The sequence below is a fragment of the Pseudomonas tensinigenes genome, from assembly GCF_014268445.2.
GTDB lineage: Bacteria > Pseudomonadota > Gammaproteobacteria > Pseudomonadales > Pseudomonadaceae > Aquipseudomonas > Aquipseudomonas tensinigenes.
Window position 1 is genome coordinate 6117576 of the sequence record NZ_CP077089.1, and the last position, 18705, is coordinate 6136280.

An 18705-nucleotide genomic window follows, 5' to 3' on the forward strand; every position below is an offset into this window, starting at 1 on the left:
CCTGAGACCCCTGAATATCTGCTCCCCTCGCCCCCTCCCAGCGTGAGAGGGAACTGACCGAGTTGCCTGATCTGGCTGCACCGATCTGAAAGTCCTGAGGCGAACTCGAATCCTGAGAACTCTGAACATCTGCTCCCTTCCCCCTCGCCCCCTCTGGGGGAGAGGGTTGGGGTGAGGGGGAGCGCTTTTGATCTTCGCCTTGGACGTGACCGTCCGTAATGCCATCGAAACTTTCCCGAACCGCCAGCAGTCATCAAAAGATACCGGCAACACGAGGACTTTCGACGGGAGGGCGGCATGGCAACGATTCACATCGGTATTTCCGGCTGGCGGTACGCACCGTGGCGCGGGGACTTCTACCCCGAGGGACTGGCGCAGAAACGCGAATTGCAATTCGCGTCGAGAGCGGTCAACAGCATCGAAATCAATGGATCGTTCTACGCCCTGCAACGGCCCGAACGTTATGCGCAGTGGTACGCCGAAACCCCCGACGACTTCGTCTTCAGCGTCAAGGCGCCGCGCTTCATCACCCACATCCGCCGTTTGCGCGAGATCGAAAAGCCTCTGGCCAATTTCTTCGCCTCCGGGGTGCTGGAACTCAAGGAAAAGCTCGGGCCGATCCTTTGGCAATTTCCGCCGAATTTCAAATTCGAGCCTGAGCGTTTTGAACATTTCCTCGCGCTACTGCCCCACGATACCGAAGCCGCCGCCACCCTCGCCCGGCAACACGATGCTCATCTGCACGGTCACGCGAGCCTGAAAGCCTGGCGTAAAAAACCGCTGCGCCACGCTGTGGAAATCCGCAACGACAGCTTCCTTGATCCCGATTTTGTGCGCCTATTGAAGCGCTACAACACCGCGCTGGTGATCGCCGACACCGCCAATAAATGGCCGTACCGCGAAGACCTCACCAGCGACTTTGTCTACTTGCGCCTGCACGGTGCCGAAGAACTCTACGCCAGCGGCTACACCGCGCCAGCCCTCAAGCGCTGGGCCGAACGCATCGACGCCTGGCACCACGGCGAGCAACCAAAGGATGCTCATCTGATCGCACCACGCTTGAAGCCACGCGCACGCAAGTCCCGCGAAGTGTTCTGCTATTTCGACAACGACATCAAAGTCCGCGCGCCGTACGACGCCCGTGACCTGCTGCATCGTTTCGAGCTGGATAAAGACCTCGCCACCACCCCCGGCGAACCCGCTGGCGAAGGAGTGTTGGCATGAGTATTCCAGAACCGGTCGGCTTCACCGATGAGGGCTCAGTGGTCGCGCCGACAGTGCGCACGTTTACCGTGCTGACGGTGAATACCCACAAGGGTTTCACCGCCCTCAACCGACGCTTCATTCTTCCGGAACTGCGCGAAGCGGTGCGCAGCGTCGCGGCCGACGTGGTGTTTCTGCAGGAAGTTCATGGCACCCACGAGCACCATCCCAAGCGCTACAGCAATTGGCCGACGATGCCGCAGTACGAATTTCTCGCCGACAGCCTCTGGCCGCAGTTCGCCTATGGGCGCAATGCGGTGTACCCGGAGGGCGACCACGGCAATGCGCTGCTGTCGAAATTCCAGATCATCCGTCACGACAACCTCGATGTGTCGATCAACGGCCACGAAAACCGCGGCCTGCTGCATTGCGTGCTGCGCCTGCCGGGTGACGGCACCGAGGTGCATGCGATCTGCGTGCATCTGGGCCTGCGCGAAAGTCATCGCAACGCCCAACTGGATTTGCTCATGCAACGCCTGGCGGAGTTGCCCGACGACGCACCAGTGATCGTCGCGGGCGATTTCAATGACTGGCGCCAGCGCGCCGATGCGCAGCTCAAACCCTGCGGCCTGCGCGAAGTGTTCGCCGAGCACCAGGGCAAACCGGCGCGCAGTTTTCCCGCGCGCCTGCCAACACTGCGCCTTGATCGTATTTACGTGCGCAACCTCAAGGCCAGCCAGCCGAAAGTTCTGGCGAACCGGCCTTGGTCGCACCTTTCCGACCACGTTCCTTTATCGGTAGAGATCGAACTATGAGCAGCGCGCCGCTGGAGAAATCCGCCGTGGAACCGGTCGCCATCAACCCGCCGATACGCGAGCCGGGCCATGTTGATGTCGAGTACCGCTGGCAGGGCAACAATCGCGTCGAGTTGCTGGAGAACGGCGAGGAGTATTTCCCGCGAGTGTTCGAAGCGATGCGCGCAGCGAAGAGTGAAATCCTCCTCGAGACCTTTATCGTTTTCGAAGACAAGGTCGGCGCCGAGTTGCAGGAGATTCTGATCGACGCTGCCCGTCGTGGCGTGCGCACCACGGTCAGCCTCGACGGCTTTGGTTGCGGCGAGTTGAGCACCGGTTATCTCACCGCGCTGAGCGAGGCCGGCGTACATCTGCAAATCTTCGATCCGGCACCGAAACACCTGGGCATCCGCACCAATTGGTTTCGCCGTTTGCATCGCAAGATCGTGGTGGTCGACGGCCTGACCGCGTTTATTGGCGGGATCAACTTTTCCGGCGATCACCTCGCTGATTTCGGCCCTGAAGCGAAGCAGGATTATTCGGTGCAGGTCCAAGGGCCGGCAGTCGCCGACATCCATCATTTCGCCCTGCTGCAAAGTGGTCGGCCGGGCCGTGCGCGGTTCTGGTGGCAACGTCGGCGCCAGCGCCGCGCGGAGATGGCTTTCGATGACCACGACGGTCAGGTGCGCCTGGTGTTCCGCGATAACGACCAGCACCACTCCGATATCGAAGACGTCTATCTGCAGGTACTGCGCCGCGCCAAACGCCGGGTCGTGATCGCCAACGCCTACTTCTTCCCCGGTTATCGCTTGCTGCGGGAAATCCGTAACGCGGCGCGGCGCGGGGTCGAGGTGCGCCTGATTCTGCAAGGCCAACCGGACATGCTGGTGGCCAAACTGGCGGCGCGCATGACCTACGATTACCTGCTCAAGGCCGGCGTACAGATTCATGAATATTGCCAGCGCCCGCTGCACGGCAAAGTGGCGCTGGTCGACGAAGAATGGAGCACGGTCGGCTCAAGCAATCTCGACCCGCTGAGCCTGTCGCTGAACCTGGAAGCCAATGTGCTGATCCGCGATCGCGCGTTCAATCAGCATCTGTTCGAACGCCTCGAAGACCTCAGCCAGAACCACTGCAAAGCCATGGACCCCAGCAAGTCACCGCGTGGACGCATCTGGCACATGACCGTGGGGTTTCTGGTGTTTCACTTTCTGCGGCATTTCCCGGCGATGGCCGGATGGTTGCCAGCACATAAACCGCGGCTCAAGCCATTTCGAGGGAACACGCCATGAGCCACTCCGAAGCGCACCCGAGCGGCCATGCGGCGCCAGCCAGCCATTCGAAATGGAGTCGCTGGAAGCGCCCGTTGACCTTGCTGTTTTTCCTCGCGCTGATCGTGTTGCTGACACTGTTCGCCACGCGCATCGAATGGGCCGAGGTGCTGCAAACCCTCGCCGACTTCAAGGTCCGTACGCTGATCATCGCCGCCAGCCTGACGCTGCTGAGTTTTCTTGTGTACGCCAGTTTCGACCTGATCGGCCGCACTTACATTCGTCAGGACCTGACCTGGAAACAGATTCTGCCGGTGGGGATTATCAGCTATGCGTTCAACCTCAATCTCAGCGCGTGGGTGGGTGGCATCGCGATGCGCTATCGGCTGTATTCGCGCCTTGGGGTGAGCAAAAGCAACATCGCCAAGATCCTCGGTCTGAGCCTGGCGACCAACTGGTTCGGCTACATGACCATTGCCGGCGTGGTGTTCAGCAGTGGATTGGTGACAATGCCGCCGGGCTGGAAAATCAGCAGCAGTGCGCTGCAAGGCATCGGCGTGCTGTTGCTGCTGGTCAGCGCCGGATATCTCGCGGCATGTCAGTTTTCCAAGCGCCGCGAGTGGTCGATTCGCGGGGTGGAGATCAATCTGCCGTCGCTGCGCATGGCGGTTCTGCAATTGCTGCTGGGGGCGTTGAACTGGTCACTGATGGCGGCGGTAATTTTCACCTTGCTGCCGAGCAAGCTCGATTATCCGTTGGTGTTGGGCGTGTTGCTGATCAGTGCGATTGCCGGGGTCATCACTCACATTCCGGCAGGTCTTGGCGTGCTGGAAGCGGTGTTTGTGGCGTTGCTGCAACACGAGGCTTCACGCGGCAGTCTGGTGGCGGGACTACTGGCGTATCGGGCGATTTATTTTCTGCTGCCGCTGTTGATCACAGTCGTGATGTATCTGGTGGTTGAGGCCAAGGCGAAGGCGCTGCGAATAGAGAAGAAACCTTCCTGAGAGGCGTGCTGAGGCTGATGCCCTCTTCGCGAGCAGGCTCGCTCCCACAGGTTGAATGCATTCCAAATGTGGGAGCGAGCCTGCTCGCGAAGGCGTCCGAAAGAACACGGAAAGATCAAGCCGATTGAATGATGCTCAACCGTTCACCCACGACCATCTCGGTAATCCAGTCCACCAGAATCGAGGTGTACGCCTGCTGCGACACCGGCTCACTCAACGCATGATCAGCGCCATCGATAATCCGGTGCGTCAATGAATGCGTCTGCTGGCATGCCGCGCGGTAACTCATGATCGCCGCGTGAGGCACGTAATCGTCGGTTTCAGACTCCACCAGCAACACATCGCCAGTGAATTGCGAACAGGCATGCAGCGCCCGATTGGTGTCCGCGCGCACCAGCGTGCTGCGGTAATCGCGCAGATCGGCCTTGTCCAGCTCACGCTTGGGTGTATGCCATTGCTCGTCGCGATACAGCGCCGGCACGCGCAACGCCAGCCAGCGCACCGGGCGCAGCGAGGTGAGGATCGCCGCCAGGTAACCGCCATAACTGGTGCCGACCACGGCAATCGCCGAGGTGTCGAGCGCCGGATGCGCGAGCAAGCGGTCATACGCCGCGAGCAAATCACGCAGATTGTCTTCGCGCGTTACACGGGTCAGCGGGATCCCGGTACCGCCGGTATGTCCGCGCAAGTCGAACGTCAGGCACACACACCCGAGACCGGCGATGCCTTTGGCCCGCTCTAGATCACGTTCCTGACTGCCGCCCCAACCATGTACGAACAGCACCCCCGGCACCTTCGATTTGGGACTGAGAAAGGTCCCGCTCATCTGTTCATCATCAATGTCGATTTGAATGCTTTCGCTTCTAGCCGTCATAGGATTTGACCGTTACGTATTTGAGGAGAAATTCACTGTTTTCGGCCGGCCCGCGATAGACCTCGATGGCGTCCGCCGGCAGCGGCTGATCGATGTAGGTTTCTACCGACGACACGCGGATCGCGCGCATCCCCGGATCATTGACGAAACTTTGTAGCGCTGCCACTTCGGCGCTGCTGGCACCGCCCATGCGCCAGGATTGCTCGAGCACGCCGCTGCGGTTTTTGCCGTTGCTGTCCAGGCCTTGGGCGATGTCATAGTTGCGTCGTGAGGCGTAGAAACGCGGGTAAGCCTCATCGGCGGCGCGGTCGAAAATCTGCGCCTGTTCGATGGCCAGTCGCACATCATCCGCCAGATCCAGCGCCAGCAGATCGTCATAGCTGCCCTGCACCACCAACAGGTTCGAGCCGCCGTACACGTCTTCGCCGAGGGCATCCTTGGTCAAGTATTGATCACCGCAGTAGCTCAACACTTTGTCGCCGATGAATGACTGGCCGACGCTGTGGGTAATGACGTCGCTCAGGTCCTGCTCCAGCACCATCCCTTCGCTGAATTGTTTTTCAATGCCGGGGCGGGTAAGGATTTCGTCGAAAGCATCGAGGCTGTTGATCACTTCCTGCCCGCGACCGGCGCAGGCGTGAACCGGCTTCAAGCGGATCGGGCCGTTGTACAGCAAGTGCTCGGCAGCAGGCCGCGCATCGTCCAGCGCGAACACACTGAGACCGTCGAGTACCACGTTACGCACGCGCTCGGAAAACAATGGCGACCAGCCTTGCGGCGCATGAGCCAGATGACTGCGCAAACCGTGACTGATGGCTTTGGTGCAGATGAAGTCATGTTCGACAAAGCCGCCCCACAGATCACCCGGGCCGCTTATACCGAGTTCATGCGCGCGGGCGGTTCCGACAATGGTTTGCGTCGGCAGCAGATACAGTTCACGGCCGCGGTGTTTGTCCGGGTCGTAGCTGCCGCCGAACTTGCATCCGAGAATCTGCGCCAGACATCGCGCCAGGGCCTTGTTGGTCTGTACTTCATGTTGGGGTGCATCGGCGCGCACCGAGTGGGCGACAACGATTTTCCTGCGGGGTGTCGGGGTCATGCGTTCCCCTTCCATCGGTTCGATGACTGTAGCGATGATAGGTGCAGAGATCAGGCCAACGGCCGCTCTACGAAAATCCTAGAGCAATCAGAAACTTGCCGAAAACGTACTGGCACCACGCCTGTTTCAATCTGCACGAACGCGTGCAAAACCCCGGCAAATTGCACGATCTAAAGTCCTATGGAGTTCGATGTGGGAGCGAGCCTGCTCGCGAAGGCGTCGTGTCAGCGGACAGCAATTTCGCAGATCCACCGCTTTCGCGAGCAGGCTCGCTCCCACATTAGATATTCGTCGACTTCGGGTTTGGGGTCACCCCAAACCGCGCCCGATAATCACTCGGCGCCAGCCCGGTGATTTTCCTGAAAATCGCGCGAAACGCGCCCGGATCCTGATAGCCCACCGTCCACGCAATATGATCAATCGTGCCATTGCTGAACTCGAGCATCTCCCGCGCCTTGCCCACCCGCAGATGCTGGCAGTACTCAGTCGGTTTCAACCCGGTTGCCGCACGAAACCGGCGCAGAAATGTGCGTTCCTCCAGCCCCGCCCGCTCCGCCATCGCAGTCAAGGAAACATCCGTCGCACCGGTGCTTTGCAACCAGTGCTGAACCTTGAGAATCGCCGCATCGCCATGCCCGAGAATCGGCGCGAAATTACTGCCGCACTCACTGGCGCTGTCACTGTGCTCTATCACCAGAAATCGCGCGGTGCCGGTGGCAATGCTCGGCCCGAGCAACCTGTCGACCAGACGTAATCCCAGTTCCGACCACGCCATCAATCCGGCCGTGGTGATCAAGTCGCCGTCATCGACAATCGGTGTATCCGCCTTGAGTTTGATCTTCGGATAACGCTCGGCAAAGGCCTTGGCCGACGTCCAGTGGGTAGTGGCGCTACGGCCGTCGAGCAGACCGCTTTCAGCCAACATCAGCGAGCCTACGCAAACCCCGCCCAGCGTCGCCCCGTTGGCATGTTGATCGCGTAACCATTGCATCAGGCTGGCCGGTGCTTGCGCCGCCGAGAACCCGCCGATCGATGGCGGAATCAGCACCGCCAGCAAAGCGCTGTCGTCACCCGCATGACTGGCGTAAGTGCGCGTTGGCGGCTGATCACCTTCGACCTGCCAGTGACTGACCCGCAGCACCGGCAACTGCGCGGCCTGATGTTCGGCAGCAATCCGGTTGGCCACCGCGAACAGATCGGTCAGGCCATGCACCGCTGCCATCTGCGCGCCGGGATAGATCAGCACGCCCAGTTCAGCGATGACAGCCCTTTCTGCGCCCATTGTCAGTTTTCCCCTGTCTATTGTCGGTGCGGCCAATCCTCGAAGCGCTGAACAAGGCCAATACTGAAGCCACTTCCAGCCAACACATCGAGGACACACCCATGGCCAAGCAAGCGCTCATCGTAGTCGATATCCAGAACGACTACTTCCCCCAAGGCAAGTGGCCGCTGGCCGATGCCGATGCCGCTGCCGACAACGCCGCCCGGCTGATCGCCGCGTTCCGCGAGGCCGGCGATTCGGTAATACACATTCGCCACGAATTCACCTCAGCGGACGCGCCGTTTTTCACCCCGGGCTCGGACGGCGCCAAGTTGCACCCGAAAGTGCTCAATCGCGCCGATGAACCGGTGGTGCTCAAGCACTTCGTCAACTCGTTCCGCGAAACCGAACTGCAAGCGATACTCGACGCACAAGGCGTCAAGGAACTGGTGGTGGTCGGCAGCATGAGCCACATGTGCGTTGACGGCATTACCCGGGCGGCGGCAGATCTGGGTTACACCGTCACGGTGATTCACGACGCTTGCGCCAGCCGTGACCTGGAATTCAATGGGCTTACGGTGCCAGCGGCCCACGTCCACGCTGCTTTCATGTCGGCGCTCGGTTTCGCCTACGCCAGCGTGGTATCCACTGATCAATTCCTCACCGCCCAGCACTAAGCCATATTCTGCAAAAACACCAGGCCCGCCTTGCCGCGGGTCTTTTTTCGCCTGTCATAAAAATCTCACGCGTGAGCCATTGATGGCACTTTGAATTGGTTGTAGTGTGGCTCACGCGTGAGATGTCCATAACCGAGCCATTGCCATGAAAAGCCGTTCCCCCACCGCGAAATCAGAAAGCCCCAAGGGAGAGCGTGCGAAAGCGTCCACGAAAAAACCGTCGAGCTTCTATATGAAGCAGATGCGCGCGGGCCTGGCCGCTGCCGGTTATGTGAAACACGAAACTTGGGTGCTTCCCGAAAACCGAAGCTTGCTCAAGCAAATGGAGCAACAGCTACGCCAACCGATTCTGGCTGGCTCTTTCATGTCGGAGAATTACATGAGCGCAGGCAACAACTGGACCATCGATAGCCTCTTCAACGCCCTCAAGGCCCTGGACGAGGTGGCTTCGCAAGAGATCACGCTGTCGCTGATCCAGAGCTCCGAACCCAGCATCAAGCTGGAAATGAACGAATTCGGCGGTCTGCCGATTCACATCGCCCTGGCCGGCCAGCAGATCATCGTCGACACCGTGCTGGTGGACATCGATTCGATCTCGGACGTAGCGGCCTTCAACGACGCCGTGTTGCGCAGCCGGGAAATGTTCCCGCTGTCGTCTATCGGTATCGAGTCGATGCCGAACGGGCAGACCGTTTACAACATGTTTGGCGCCCTCAGCGCCGACTCGAGCCTGACCAACGTCGTCACCGAGGTGAAAACTCTGGTCGACAACGTGCAGCGCGCGAGTGAAGCCTTCGAACACTTCTTCAAGTAATCAACAGGGAATATCCAATGACTCAGTCCATCTGGAGCAAGTTGTTCACCGCACTGCGCGGCGGCGCCAATGAAGTTGGCGAAGCGATCGCCGACCAACAGGCCCTGCGCATCCTCGATCAGGAAATCCGCGACGCCGACAGTGCGCTGTCGAACGCTCGTCGCGAACTGGTCACCATCATGGCCAAACACAAACTGGCTGCCGACCGCGTGAGCGAGTACGACGCCAAGATCAAGGATCTGGAAGCCAAAGCGGTCTCGGCGCTGAACGCCGGCCGTGAAGACCTGGCGCTGGAAGTGGCCGAAGCGATTTCGACCCTGACCAACGAGCTGGATGTTGAGAAAAAGCAGAGCGACGAATTCGGCACCTACGCCGAAAACATGCGCAAAGACATCAGCAAGGCCGAGTCGCGTATCAAGAGCCTGCGCCAGCAAGTGGACATGGCCAAGGCCCGCGAAAGCGTGCAGAAAGCCCAGGTCAGCGCCTCCATCGCCAGTGGTGGCGCCAATGGCAAACTGGAAACCGCTGTCGGCACGTTGAACCGCCTGCAAGCCAAGCAGCAGCAACGCGCGGCTGAACTCAGCGCTGCGGACGAGCTGGCTGACGCGTCGACCGGCAACGACCTGGAACGCAAACTGCGCGACGCCGGCATCACGCCGAACGAAGGCAGCGCCAATGCGATTCTTGAGCGCCTGAAGCAAAAGTCCGCTCAGTAAGCATTTGCACAAAACCTGTGGGAGCGAGCCTGCTCGCGAAGACGGAATATCAGTCGGCATATGAGTCAGCTGACATGACGCTTTCGCGAGCAGGCTCGCTCCCACGTGGTTTGTGGCGTGTTGTTGATCGCTCAGCCCGGTACACTAGCCACGCTTTTTCGCCGACGAACACCTCCACCCGCTTCAAGGAACGTACCCATGGGATGGTTTAAAGACTTGCTGGGCACCAGCAACTGGCAGACCGCTGCGCCAACACCGACCGTTGCCAGTGGCCCACTTGGCATGGCTCAGGGCAAGGCCGTCAGGTTCGATACAACCCTGGCGCTGCTGCTCGATGGCTCGACCACGGTGCGCGTGCCCTTCGATCAGGCGATCTGGAGCCACGGCTGGGTCGACCTCGGCCAGTCCAACAAACTGCACCGCTATTACATGAACGACGAGGATTTTTGGCTACAGATTCACGTTACTGGTGAAGATCAGATCGAATCGGTCACCCTGTTCAATTACCTCAGTTACGTGACCGTCAACAGTGACGCCGAACTGCAGCGCCTCGCCGGCCCCGACAGCCAGATCGGCCTGCCCGCCTACAGCCACGACGGTGTCGAATACACCCGCGAGTGGGGCACCGAACGAGGCCAGACCGAACTCGTGCCGATGACCGAGCAAGTGGTCAATCCGGACGAGAGCTACACCATCGAACATCACTCAATGCTTTATGCGCGCGAGACCGGCCTGACCGATCGCCGCGAATTGCTGCTGTTCTCCGTCGAACAGGACGAAGAAGGCACCGTCAGCCTGAGCACCTCGCTGGGCATTTCGCTGTACACGACAGATCTGAGCACCATTTAAAAAAGGAAGTTTTTCATGCTGGAAATGCTGGCCGTTTCGCTGAACAAAACCGCGCTGGTCGGTTTCGTCGTCTACCTCATCGGCGCCGTTCTGCTGTTCATGCTGTTTCAATTCGTCTACACGCGCATCACGCCGCACAAGGAATTCGAGCTGATCCGCTCCGGCAACATCGCCGCCGCCATCGCCCTGTCCGGCGCGATCATCGGCTTCGCGATTCCGGCCAGTAACGTGATTGCGTTTTCGGTCAACGTCCTCGACTTTGTGCTGTGGGCAGTGATTGCCGCCGTCGTGCAACTGTTCGCGTTCCTCGCCACGGGCCTGGTGCTCAAAGGCACTTCGCAGCGTATCGCCAACGGTGAAATCGCTTCCGGCATCTATGTCGCGGCGGTCGCGATCAGCGTCGGCATGCTCAACGCCGCGTGCATGACACCGTCCAACTGATCGGCAGGAAGCCTTAGATGAAACGCAGCAAATACGTTCAGTTGTCCCTTGCCGCTTCGGTGGCCATGGCCATTTCCGGCCAGGCGACAGCCGCAGATCAACCACGCAGTTTCCAGAATGTGGAACAGTGCGTCGACGCCGAAGTGGCCGCCGATGTCTGCTCCAACGCCTACGTCGCCGCCCTGACCGAACACCGACGCATCGCCCCGGCGTACGACAACAAGGCCAAATGCGATGCGGACTTTGCCGCTGACTGGTGCCAGAAAAATTCCGACGGCCGCTTTGTGCCGAAACTCGGTGGCTTCAAAGTGCCGCAGGAAGGTGAGCCGGCGCAGAACCTCGACGCCATCGCTGATGCGCAGATGCCCGCCGGTAATGCAACGGCGCAGAATGTGCAAAGCACTTCGCACGTCTCCAGCGGCGGTGGCGGCGGCGGTGGCGGAAATGGCTGGCTGACCGGCTGGCTGATCGGCAATGCGATGAGCAACAACGCCGAACGCACGGTTTACCGCGATCGCGAAACGCGCCAGCCGTACAACACCTCGACGCAGTACCGCAGAGCCGAAACCACGACGCGCAGCCAACCTGATTACGAGAGCAGCAAAAGCAAACCGGTCAACGTGGCGTCTTCGACCTCACGCGGCGGCTTCGGCAGCCAGTCCAGCGCGCGCAGCGGTTGGGGTGGTTGGGGCAGCAGTTCCGGTCGTTCGAGCAGCTGACGATGAAGAAGATTCTCTGCGCCGAGCGCCCCGACTGGAAGCAGACTGCCGAAAGCCTCGGCTTCATGTTCCACACCATCGATGACGAGCCGTACTGGGACGAAAGCGCGTACTACCAGTTCACGCTCGCGCAGATCGAAAACGATCTTGAGGACCCGACCACTGAACTGCACGAGATGTGCATGGACCTGGTCGACCGCGTGGTGCACAGCGAAGAACTGCTGGATCGCCTGAGCATCCCGCCGGCGTACTACGACATGATCCGCACGTCCTGGCTGGAAGGTCATCCGCATCTGTACGGCCGCATGGACTTTTCCTACAGCGGCAACGGCCCGGCGAAACTGCTGGAGCTCAACTACGACACACCGACCAGTCTTTACGAAGCGGCGGCGTTCCAGTGGGGCTGGCTGGAACAATGCATCGAGCGCGGCACGCTGCCGCGCCATGCCGACCAGTTCAACAGCATCGACACCCAACTGCATCAGGCCTTCGCCGAGTTACAGCTGAAGCGGCCGTTCTACTTCGCCTCGATGAAAGACTCGGTCGAGGACAAGGGCACCACGGATTACCTGCGACTGATCGCCGAGAAGGTCGGCATCGAATCGCGTCACATCGATATCGAAGACATCGGTTTGACGGCTGAAGGGCGGTTCGTCGACCTGGAAGATCGCTGGATTCCGCACCTGTTCAAGCTGCATGCCTGGGAATTCATCTTTCACGAGCCATTCGGCGCGGCGATTGCCGAGTGTGATACGCAATTTTTCGAACCGGCGTGGAAGGCGATCCTGTCGAACAAGGGTGCACTGCCATTGCTGTGGGAGTTGCACAAAGGGCATCCGAATCTGCTGGCGGCGCATCTCGACCCAAATCCGGCCAGCGCGGTGCCCAAGGGTTGGGTACGCAAGCCGTACTTTTCCCGTGAAGGCGCGAACATTGAGTTGCAAACGGCTGACGGCCTGATCGTCAAAGAGGATGGGCCCTACACGGATGCGCCGTTTATCCTGCAGGAATTTGCGCCATTGCCGAAATTTGGTGACAGCTACACGTTGATCGGTTCCTGGGTGATTGGTGATCAGGCAGCGGGGATTGGTGTAAGGGAAGACAACAGCCTGATCACCAAAGATTCGAGCCGGTTTCTGCCGCATCTGATCCTTGATTGAAACCCAAATCCCTTCTGTGGGAGCGAGCCTGCTCGCGAAAGCGGTGTGTCATTCAACCATTTTTTGAACTGGCCGACGCCTTCGCGAGCAGGCTCGCTCCCACAGTTGATCGGGGGGATTGCAGGTTATTTGCTCCACAAAAAAAGGCCCGTCGTTTAAGCGACGGGCCTTTTTATTTGCAGCGGTTACAACAGCGAATCAGAACGGAATATCGTCATCAAAGCTGTCGAAATCCGGAGCCGGTTGCGGTGCGGCCTGCTGTGGAGCCGGGGCCGAACGCTGCTGTGGAGCCGACTGCTGCGGACGCGGCGCCTGCTGGCGTGGGGCCGGAGCGGACTGCTGGTAGTTGTTGCCACCGCCTTGTTGATCGCCCTGTTGTGGACGGCCGCCGAGCAGTTGCATGGTGCCTTGCATGTCGACCACGATTTCGGTGGTGTAACGCTTGATACCGTCTTTTTCCCACTCACGGGTCTGCAGCTTGCCTTCGATGTAAACCTGCGAACCCTTGCGCAGGTATTCGCCGGCGATTTCGGCAACCTTGCCGAACATCGAAACACGGTGCCACTCGGTCTTCTCGACCTTCTGACCGGTTTGCTTGTCGGTCCACTGTTCGCTGGTGGCCAGACTCAGGTTGGTCACGGCGTTACCGTTAGGCAGGTAGCGAACTTCGGGATCCTGGCCGCAAGTGCCGACCAATATGACTTTGTTAACCCCACGGGCCATAACGTTCTCCTAGGCTTCGCAAGCAGCCCCGGCCGGGTTGTTCACCAGGCGTTCGAGGGTGTCGCGATCCACTAATTCTTTGTCCAGTTTGATGTAAACAGCCGCTTCGTCAGCAACTATCACTGCATCGGTTACCCCTACGAGGGCCTTGAGGCGCTCGACCAGACCCGCTTCGCGGATCGCCTCGGGCGACAACGGCAAGCGCAGGCTCGTCACGTAGGGAGGTTCACGCATGGTAACAGCAAAGGCCAACCAAAGTGCAGCCAGCCCGGCACATCCAAGGAACACAACCGACAGACCGCCATGCTGAAACAGCCAGCCGCCGAGTATCCCGCCGAGTGCCGAACCGAGGAACTGGCTGGTGGAATACACGCCCATTGCCGTGCCCTTCCCGCCCGCCGGTGAAACCTTGCTGATCAGCGACGGCAATGAAGCCTCCAGCAGATTGAACGCGGTGAAGAACACCACCGTACCGATCACCAGAGCCCGCAGGCTGTCGCCGAACTGCCAGAAGAATAGCTCAGTCAGCATCAGCGTCATGACGGCGCCGAGCAAAACTCGTTTCATTTTGCGTTTCTTCTCGCCGTAGATGATGAAGGGGATCATGGCGAAGAACGAAATCAGCAGTGCGGTGAGATAGACCCACCAGTGCTGCTCCTTGGGCAAACCGGCTTTTTCCACCAGCGCCAGGGGTAACGCAACGAAGCTGGACATCAACATGGCATGTAACACAAAGATGCCCAGATCAAGGCGCAACAGGTCCGGATGCTTGAGCGTCGGCATCAAGGCCTGACGCGCCACGCCGGACTCGCGGTGAGTCAACGGCCCGGTGGATTTCGGCACCATGAACATCACGATGACGATGCCCACCAGCGCCATGCCGCCGGTGGCGAGAAACAATCCAGAGAGCCCGAAAGCACGGGTCAACAGCGGCCCGACCACCATGGCCACGGCGAACGACAGACCGATGGTCATACCGATCATTGCCATTGCTTTGGTGCGATGCTGCTCGCGGGTCAGGTCGGAAAGCAGCGCCATGACCGCTGCGGAGATCGCCCCGGCACCTTGCAGGATCCGGCCGGCAATCACGCCCCAGATCGAATCGGCCTGAGACGCCAGCACACTGCCGAGAGCAAAGACGATCAGCCCGAGGTAAATCACCGGGCGACGGCCAATGCGGTCCGAAATGACGCCGAAAGGAATCTGAAAAATTGCCTGGGTCAGGCCGTACGCGCCGATAGCCAACCCGATCAGGGCCGGGGTCGCGCCTGCCAGATCCATGCCGTAGGTCGCCAGTACCGGCAACACCATGAACATGCCAAGCATACGGAAGGCGAACACCAGGGCCAGACCGCTCGCCGCGCGGGTCTCGCTGCCACTCATGCGTTCGCTGTGGGGATCGTGCATGGAAAAACCTCGTGTGAACCGGCGGCGATTCTACCAGTCCCATCGGAAGACGGGGTAGATCGCGACGCTTTGACGCGTATAGATGAAACTCTCTTCATCCGGGGCAAAAAACCCTTCGTTTGATAGTGTGCATCCATCCAGTATTTGCCCGTATACTCCTACGTTTTCGACGCCCGCCGAGCGAGGCCACTTTGGACAAGATCCTGATACGTGGGGCCCGTACCCACAACCTGAAGAACATCGACCTGACCCTGCCACGGGACAAGCTGATCGTCATCACCGGCCTGTCCGGATCCGGCAAGTCGTCCCTGGCCTTCGATACGTTGTACGCCGAAGGCCAGCGCCGCTATGTCGAATCGCTGTCGGCTTACGCCCGCCAGTTCCTGTCGATGATGGAAAAACCCGACGTCGACACCATCGAAGGCCTGTCGCCAGCGATCTCCATCGAACAGAAGTCGACTTCGCACAACCCGCGCTCCACGGTCGGCACAATTACCGAAATCTACGATTACCTGCGCCTGCTTTATGCACGCGTCGGCACGCCGCGCTGCCCGGATCACGACATTCCGCTGGAAGCGCAGACCGTCAGCCAGATGGTCGATCTGGTGCTGGCGCAGCCGGAAGGCAGCAAACTGATGTTGCTGGCCCCGGTGATTCGCGAACGCAAGGGTGAACATCTTTCGGTCTTCGAAGAGCTGCGCGCACAAGGTTTCGTTCGCGCCCGGGTCAACGGCCGGATCTGTGAGCTCGACGAACTGCCGAAACTGGATAAACAGAAGAAGCACTCGATCGATGTAATCGTCGACCGTTTCAAGGTACGCGCCGATCTGCAGCAACGTCTGGCCGAGTCTTTCGAGACTGCGCTGAAACTGGCGGACGGCATTGCACTGGTCGCGCCGATGGACGATGAGCCGGGCGAAGAGATGATCTTCTCCGCGCGCTTCGCCTGTCCGATTTGCGGCCACGCAATCAGCGAGCTGGAACCCAAGCTGTTTTCCTTCAACAACCCGGCCGGCGCATGCCCGACGTGCGATGGTCTGGGTGTGAAGCAGTTCTTCGACATCAAGCGACTGGTCAACGGTGAACTGACCTTGGCCGAGGGCGCAATACGTGGCTGGGACAGGCGTAACGTCTATTACTTCCAGATGCTCGGCTCATTGGCCTCGCACTACGGTTTCAGCCTCGAAGTACCGTTCAACGAACTGCCAGCCGATCAGCAGAAATTCATCCTGCATGGCAGCGGCTCGCAGAACGTTGACTTCAAATACCTCAACGACCGTGGCGATATCGTCAAACGCTCGCACCCGTTCGAAGGCATCGTGCCAAACCTGGAGCGTCGCTACCGCGAGACCGAGTCGGCGAGCGTGCGCGAAGAGCTGGCCAAGTTCCTCAGCACCCAATCGTGCCCGGATTGCCGAGGCACTCGCCTGCGCCGTGAAGCGCGGCACGTCTGGGTTGGCGAGAAAACGCTGCCGGCAGTGACCAACCTGCCGATTGGCGATGCTTGCGTGTACTTCGGCGAGCTGAAGATGACCGGCCGCCGTGGCGAGATCGCGGACAAGATCCTCAAGGAGATTCGCGAGCGTCTGCAGTTCCTGGTCAACGTCGGACTTGATTACTTGTCGCTGGATCGTAGCGCTGACACTTTGTCCGGCGGCGAGGCGCAACGGATTCGTCTGGCCAGCCAGATCGGCGCCGGTCTCGTCGGTGTTCTGTACATCCTTGATGAACCGTCCATCGGCTTGCACCAACGCGATAACGATCGACTGCTCGGCACGCTCAAGCACCTGCGCGATATCGGCAACACGGTGATCGTGGTCGAGCACGACGAAGACGCGATTCGCCTGGCCGACTACGTTGTGGATATCGGCCCGGGCGCCGGCGTGCATGGCGGGCAAATCGTTGCTGAAGGTACGCCGGCTGAGGTCATGGCGCACCCGGATTCCCTGACCGGTAAATACCTGTCGGGGCGCGTGAAGATTGAAGTGCCGGCCAAACGTACGCCGCGCAACAAGAAGCTCAATCTGTCGCTCAAAGGCGCGCGCGGCAACAACCTGCGCAATGTCGACCTGGATATCCCGATTGGTTTGCTGACTTGCGTAACCGGCGTGTCCGGCTCGGGCAAATCGACACTGATCAACAATACCCTGTTCCCGCTGAGCGCCACGGCCCTCAACGGCGCGACCACCCTGGAAGCGGCAGCGCACGACAGCATCAAAGGTCTGGAGCATCTCGACAAAGTCGTCGATATCGACCAGAGCCCGATCGGTCGTACGCCGCGCTCCAACCCGGCGACGTATACCGGTTTGTTCACACCGATCCGCGAACTGTTCGCCGGCGTGCCTGAGTCTCGCTCCCGCGGTTACGGCCCGGGACGTTTCTCCTTCAACGTCAAGGGCGGTCGTTGCGAAGCATGCCAGGGCGATGGCCTGATCAAGGTAGAAATGCACTTCCTGCCGGACATCTACGTGCCGTGCGATGTGTGCAAGAGCAAGCGCTACAACCGCGAAACCCTTGAAATCAAATACAAGGGCAAGAGCATCCACGAAACCCTCGAGATGACCATCGAGGAAGCCCGGGTGTTCTTCGACGCGGTGCCAGCACTGGCGCGCAAGCTGCAAACACTGATGGATGTCGGTCTGTCGTACATCAAGCTCGGGCAGTCGGCAACGACGCTTTCTGGTGGTGAGGCGCAGCGGGTCAAGTTGTCTCGCGAGCTATCCAAGCGTGACACCGGCAAGACTCTGTACATCCTCGATGAGCCGACCACCGGTTTGCACTTCGCGGATATTCAGCAGTTGCTCGATGTGTTGCATCGACTGCGCGACCACGGCAACACCGTGGTGGTGATCGAGCACAACCTCGATGTGATCAAAACTGCCGACTGGCTGGTGGATCTCGGACCGGAGGGTGGCTCCAAAGGTGGACAGATCATTGCCACCGGCACGCCGGAGCAGGTGGCCGAGATGAAGCAATCTCACACTGGCCATTACCTCAAGCCATTGCTGATTCGCGATCGGGCTTAAACGCCATGCATAAAAAAGCCCCTGTCACTTCAACAGTGACAGGGGCTTTTTTGTATCTATTGCAATCAGGAAGCGTGGGATTGCAGGTAGTTTTCGAGACCGATCAGTTTGATCAGGCCCAACTGCTTTTCCAGCCAGTAGGTGTGATCTTCTTCGGTGTCGTTCAACTGCACGCGCAGGATCTCGCGGCTGACGTAGTCTTTATGCTGCTCGCACAGCTCAATGCCCTTGCACAGTGCGGCGCGAACTTTGTACTCAAGGCGCAGATCTGCTTCGAGCATCTCCGGTACGGTGGTACCGACATCCAGATCGTCCGGACGCATGCGCGGCGTGCCTTCGAGCATCAGAATCCGGCGCATCAACGCATCAGCGTGGCCAGCTTCTTCTTCCATCTCGTGGTTGATTCGCTCGTAGAGCTTGGTGAACCCCCAGTCCTCATACATCCGCGAATGAACGAAATATTGATCACGCGCGGCCAGTTCGCCGGTCAGCAACGTGTTGAGGTAATCGATTACGTCTGGGTGGCCTTGCATCGCCCTACATCTCCCTACTTGAAAGTCTGTAGTTTGAACCAACCTGACTGGAAGGTCACCCGCTTCACGCAATAAAAGCGAAGATATTCTGAGAAAAGCAGCCTAAATAACGCAAAAACCGCCCAAATGAGGGC

18 protein-coding genes are annotated in these 18705 nt (G+C 59.6%); 12 read left to right on the plus strand and 6 right to left on the minus strand.

Features of this window, described 5'->3' with window-relative positions; genetic code table 11:
• The first annotated feature begins 297 nt into the window (after nt 1-297).
• From HU718_RS27165 to HU718_RS27180, 4 genes are read left to right on the plus strand one after another with little or no spacing between them, the layout of a single operon-like run.
• On the plus strand, nt 298-1224 hold the full coding sequence (locus tag HU718_RS27165) for a DUF72 domain-containing protein (RefSeq protein ID WP_186614146.1): 927 nt from the start codon (nt 298-300) through the stop codon (nt 1222-1224).
• Nucleotides 1221-2018, plus strand: coding sequence for an endonuclease/exonuclease/phosphatase family protein (locus tag HU718_RS27170; protein WP_186614148.1), 798 nt, complete (start codon nt 1221-1223; stop codon nt 2016-2018). The genes HU718_RS27165 and HU718_RS27170 overlap by 4 nt, the downstream gene beginning before the upstream one ends.
• Nucleotides 2015-3289, plus strand: a complete 1275-nt coding sequence (clsB, locus tag HU718_RS27175) for a cardiolipin synthase ClsB (protein WP_186614150.1) — start codon at nt 2015-2017, stop codon at nt 3287-3289. Before HU718_RS27170 ends, clsB begins: the two co-directional genes overlap by 4 nt.
• The gene (locus HU718_RS27180) at nt 3286-4272 is read left to right on the plus strand and encodes a lysylphosphatidylglycerol synthase domain-containing protein (RefSeq protein ID WP_150706782.1); all 987 of its coding nucleotides are present in this window, start codon (nt 3286-3288) and stop codon (nt 4270-4272) included. The genes clsB and HU718_RS27180 overlap by 4 nt, the downstream gene beginning before the upstream one ends.
• Nucleotides 4273-4387: 115 nt before the next feature.
• On the opposite strand, the gene HU718_RS27185 is transcribed toward HU718_RS27180, so the two are convergent.
• The 3 genes from HU718_RS27185 to HU718_RS27195 form a co-directional block, all read right to left on the minus strand.
• The gene (locus HU718_RS27185; protein WP_007917206.1) at nt 4388-5146 is read right to left on the minus strand and encodes an alpha/beta hydrolase family protein; all 759 of its coding nucleotides are present in this window, start codon (nt 5144-5146) and stop codon (nt 4388-4390) included.
• On the minus strand, nt 5136-6245 hold the full coding sequence (locus HU718_RS27190) for a DUF3182 family protein (RefSeq protein WP_186614152.1): 1110 nt from the start codon (nt 6243-6245) through the stop codon (nt 5136-5138). The genes HU718_RS27185 and HU718_RS27190 overlap by 11 nt, the downstream gene beginning before the upstream one ends.
• A gap of 280 nt (nt 6246-6525) precedes the next feature.
• On the minus strand, nt 6526-7527 hold the full coding sequence (locus HU718_RS27195) for a GlxA family transcriptional regulator (RefSeq protein ID WP_150706780.1): 1002 nt from the start codon (nt 7525-7527) through the stop codon (nt 6526-6528).
• Nucleotides 7528-7628: 101 nt separating this feature from the next.
• Here HU718_RS27195 and HU718_RS27200 point away from each other — a divergent pair, with 101 nt between their 5' ends.
• From HU718_RS27200 to HU718_RS27230, 7 genes are all read left to right on the plus strand, one after another.
• The gene (locus HU718_RS27200) at nt 7629-8183 is read left to right on the plus strand and encodes a cysteine hydrolase family protein (RefSeq protein ID WP_186614154.1); all 555 of its coding nucleotides are present in this window, start codon (nt 7629-7631) and stop codon (nt 8181-8183) included.
• A gap of 145 nt (nt 8184-8328) precedes the next feature.
• On the plus strand, nt 8329-8997 hold the full coding sequence (locus HU718_RS27205; protein ID WP_102901728.1) for a YjfI family protein: 669 nt from the start codon (nt 8329-8331) through the stop codon (nt 8995-8997).
• Between the two features lie 17 nt (nt 8998-9014).
• Nucleotides 9015-9713, plus strand: a complete 699-nt coding sequence (locus HU718_RS27210; protein WP_038362095.1) for a PspA/IM30 family protein — start codon at nt 9015-9017, stop codon at nt 9711-9713.
• A gap of 198 nt (nt 9714-9911) precedes the next feature.
• The gene (locus HU718_RS27215; protein WP_102901729.1) at nt 9912-10562 is read left to right on the plus strand and encodes a DUF2491 family protein; all 651 of its coding nucleotides are present in this window, start codon (nt 9912-9914) and stop codon (nt 10560-10562) included.
• Between the two features lie 15 nt (nt 10563-10577).
• Nucleotides 10578-11003, plus strand: a complete 426-nt coding sequence (locus tag HU718_RS27220) for a DUF350 domain-containing protein (protein WP_095122202.1) — start codon at nt 10578-10580, stop codon at nt 11001-11003.
• Nucleotides 11004-11020: 17 nt separating this feature from the next.
• Nucleotides 11021-11722 (plus strand): DUF1190 domain-containing protein, encoded by a 702-nt coding sequence (locus HU718_RS27225; RefSeq protein ID WP_186614156.1) that lies wholly within the window; start codon nt 11021-11023, stop codon nt 11720-11722.
• A 2-nt stretch (nt 11723-11724) separates the two neighbouring features.
• Nucleotides 11725-12882 carry a glutathionylspermidine synthase family protein gene (locus tag HU718_RS27230; RefSeq protein ID WP_186614158.1) on the plus strand — a complete coding sequence of 386 codons (1158 nt, stop codon included), beginning with the start codon at nt 11725-11727 and terminating at the stop codon, nt 12880-12882.
• A gap of 198 nt (nt 12883-13080) precedes the next feature.
• On the opposite strand, the gene HU718_RS27235 is transcribed toward HU718_RS27230, so the two are convergent.
• On the minus strand, nt 13081-13605 hold the full coding sequence (locus tag HU718_RS27235) for a single-stranded DNA-binding protein (RefSeq protein WP_008081898.1): 525 nt from the start codon (nt 13603-13605) through the stop codon (nt 13081-13083).
• A 9-nt stretch (nt 13606-13614) separates the two neighbouring features.
• Nucleotides 13615-15012: an MFS transporter gene (locus HU718_RS27240; RefSeq protein WP_102901732.1), complete on the minus strand. Its 1398-nt coding sequence runs from the start codon at nt 15010-15012 to the stop codon at nt 13615-13617.
• Nucleotides 15013-15203: 191 nt separating this feature from the next.
• Between HU718_RS27240 and uvrA the strand changes: the two genes are divergently transcribed.
• Nucleotides 15204-18038 (plus strand): excinuclease ABC subunit UvrA, encoded by a 2835-nt coding sequence (gene uvrA, locus HU718_RS27245; protein ID WP_186614160.1) that lies wholly within the window; start codon nt 15204-15206, stop codon nt 18036-18038.
• A 65-nt stretch (nt 18039-18103) separates the two neighbouring features.
• On the opposite strand, the gene bfr is transcribed toward uvrA, so the two are convergent.
• Nucleotides 18104-18571: a bacterioferritin gene (gene bfr, locus HU718_RS27250; RefSeq protein WP_016983567.1), complete on the minus strand. Its 468-nt coding sequence runs from the start codon at nt 18569-18571 to the stop codon at nt 18104-18106.
• Nucleotides 18572-18705 lie beyond the last annotated feature (134 nt).

What these genes read in the sequence shown, in the direction of transcription:
- HU718_RS27165 (WP_186614146.1), top strand. Translation starts at nt 298, where the DNA reads ATGGCAACGATTCACATCGGTATTTCCGGCTGGCGGTACGCACCGTGG.
- HU718_RS27170 (WP_186614148.1), top strand. Translation starts at nt 1,221, where the DNA reads ATGAGTATTCCAGAACCGGTCGGCTTCACCGATGAGGGCTCAGTGGTC.
- clsB (WP_186614150.1), top strand. Translation starts at nt 2,015, where the DNA reads ATGAGCAGCGCGCCGCTGGAGAAATCCGCCGTGGAACCGGTCGCCATC.
- HU718_RS27180 (WP_150706782.1), top strand. Translation starts at nt 3,286, where the DNA reads ATGAGCCACTCCGAAGCGCACCCGAGCGGCCATGCGGCGCCAGCCAGC.
- HU718_RS27185 (WP_007917206.1), bottom strand. Translation starts at nt 5,146, where the DNA reads ATGACGGCTAGAAGCGAAAGCATTCAAATCGACATTGATGATGAACAG.
- HU718_RS27190 (WP_186614152.1), bottom strand. Translation starts at nt 6,245, where the DNA reads ATGACCCCGACACCCCGCAGGAAAATCGTTGTCGCCCACTCGGTGCGC.
- HU718_RS27195 (WP_150706780.1), bottom strand. Translation starts at nt 7,527, where the DNA reads ATGGGCGCAGAAAGGGCTGTCATCGCTGAACTGGGCGTGCTGATCTAT.
- HU718_RS27200 (WP_186614154.1), top strand. Translation starts at nt 7,629, where the DNA reads ATGGCCAAGCAAGCGCTCATCGTAGTCGATATCCAGAACGACTACTTC.
- HU718_RS27205 (WP_102901728.1), top strand. Translation starts at nt 8,329, where the DNA reads ATGAAAAGCCGTTCCCCCACCGCGAAATCAGAAAGCCCCAAGGGAGAG.
- HU718_RS27210 (WP_038362095.1), top strand. Translation starts at nt 9,015, where the DNA reads ATGACTCAGTCCATCTGGAGCAAGTTGTTCACCGCACTGCGCGGCGGC.
- HU718_RS27215 (WP_102901729.1), top strand. Translation starts at nt 9,912, where the DNA reads ATGGGATGGTTTAAAGACTTGCTGGGCACCAGCAACTGGCAGACCGCT.
- HU718_RS27220 (WP_095122202.1), top strand. Translation starts at nt 10,578, where the DNA reads ATGCTGGAAATGCTGGCCGTTTCGCTGAACAAAACCGCGCTGGTCGGT.
- HU718_RS27225 (WP_186614156.1), top strand. Translation starts at nt 11,021, where the DNA reads ATGAAACGCAGCAAATACGTTCAGTTGTCCCTTGCCGCTTCGGTGGCC.
- HU718_RS27230 (WP_186614158.1), top strand. Translation starts at nt 11,725, where the DNA reads ATGAAGAAGATTCTCTGCGCCGAGCGCCCCGACTGGAAGCAGACTGCC.
- HU718_RS27235 (WP_008081898.1), bottom strand. Translation starts at nt 13,605, where the DNA reads ATGGCCCGTGGGGTTAACAAAGTCATATTGGTCGGCACTTGCGGCCAG.
- HU718_RS27240 (WP_102901732.1), bottom strand. Translation starts at nt 15,012, where the DNA reads ATGCACGATCCCCACAGCGAACGCATGAGTGGCAGCGAGACCCGCGCG.
- bfr (WP_016983567.1), bottom strand. Translation starts at nt 18,571, where the DNA reads ATGCAAGGCCACCCAGACGTAATCGATTACCTCAACACGTTGCTGACC.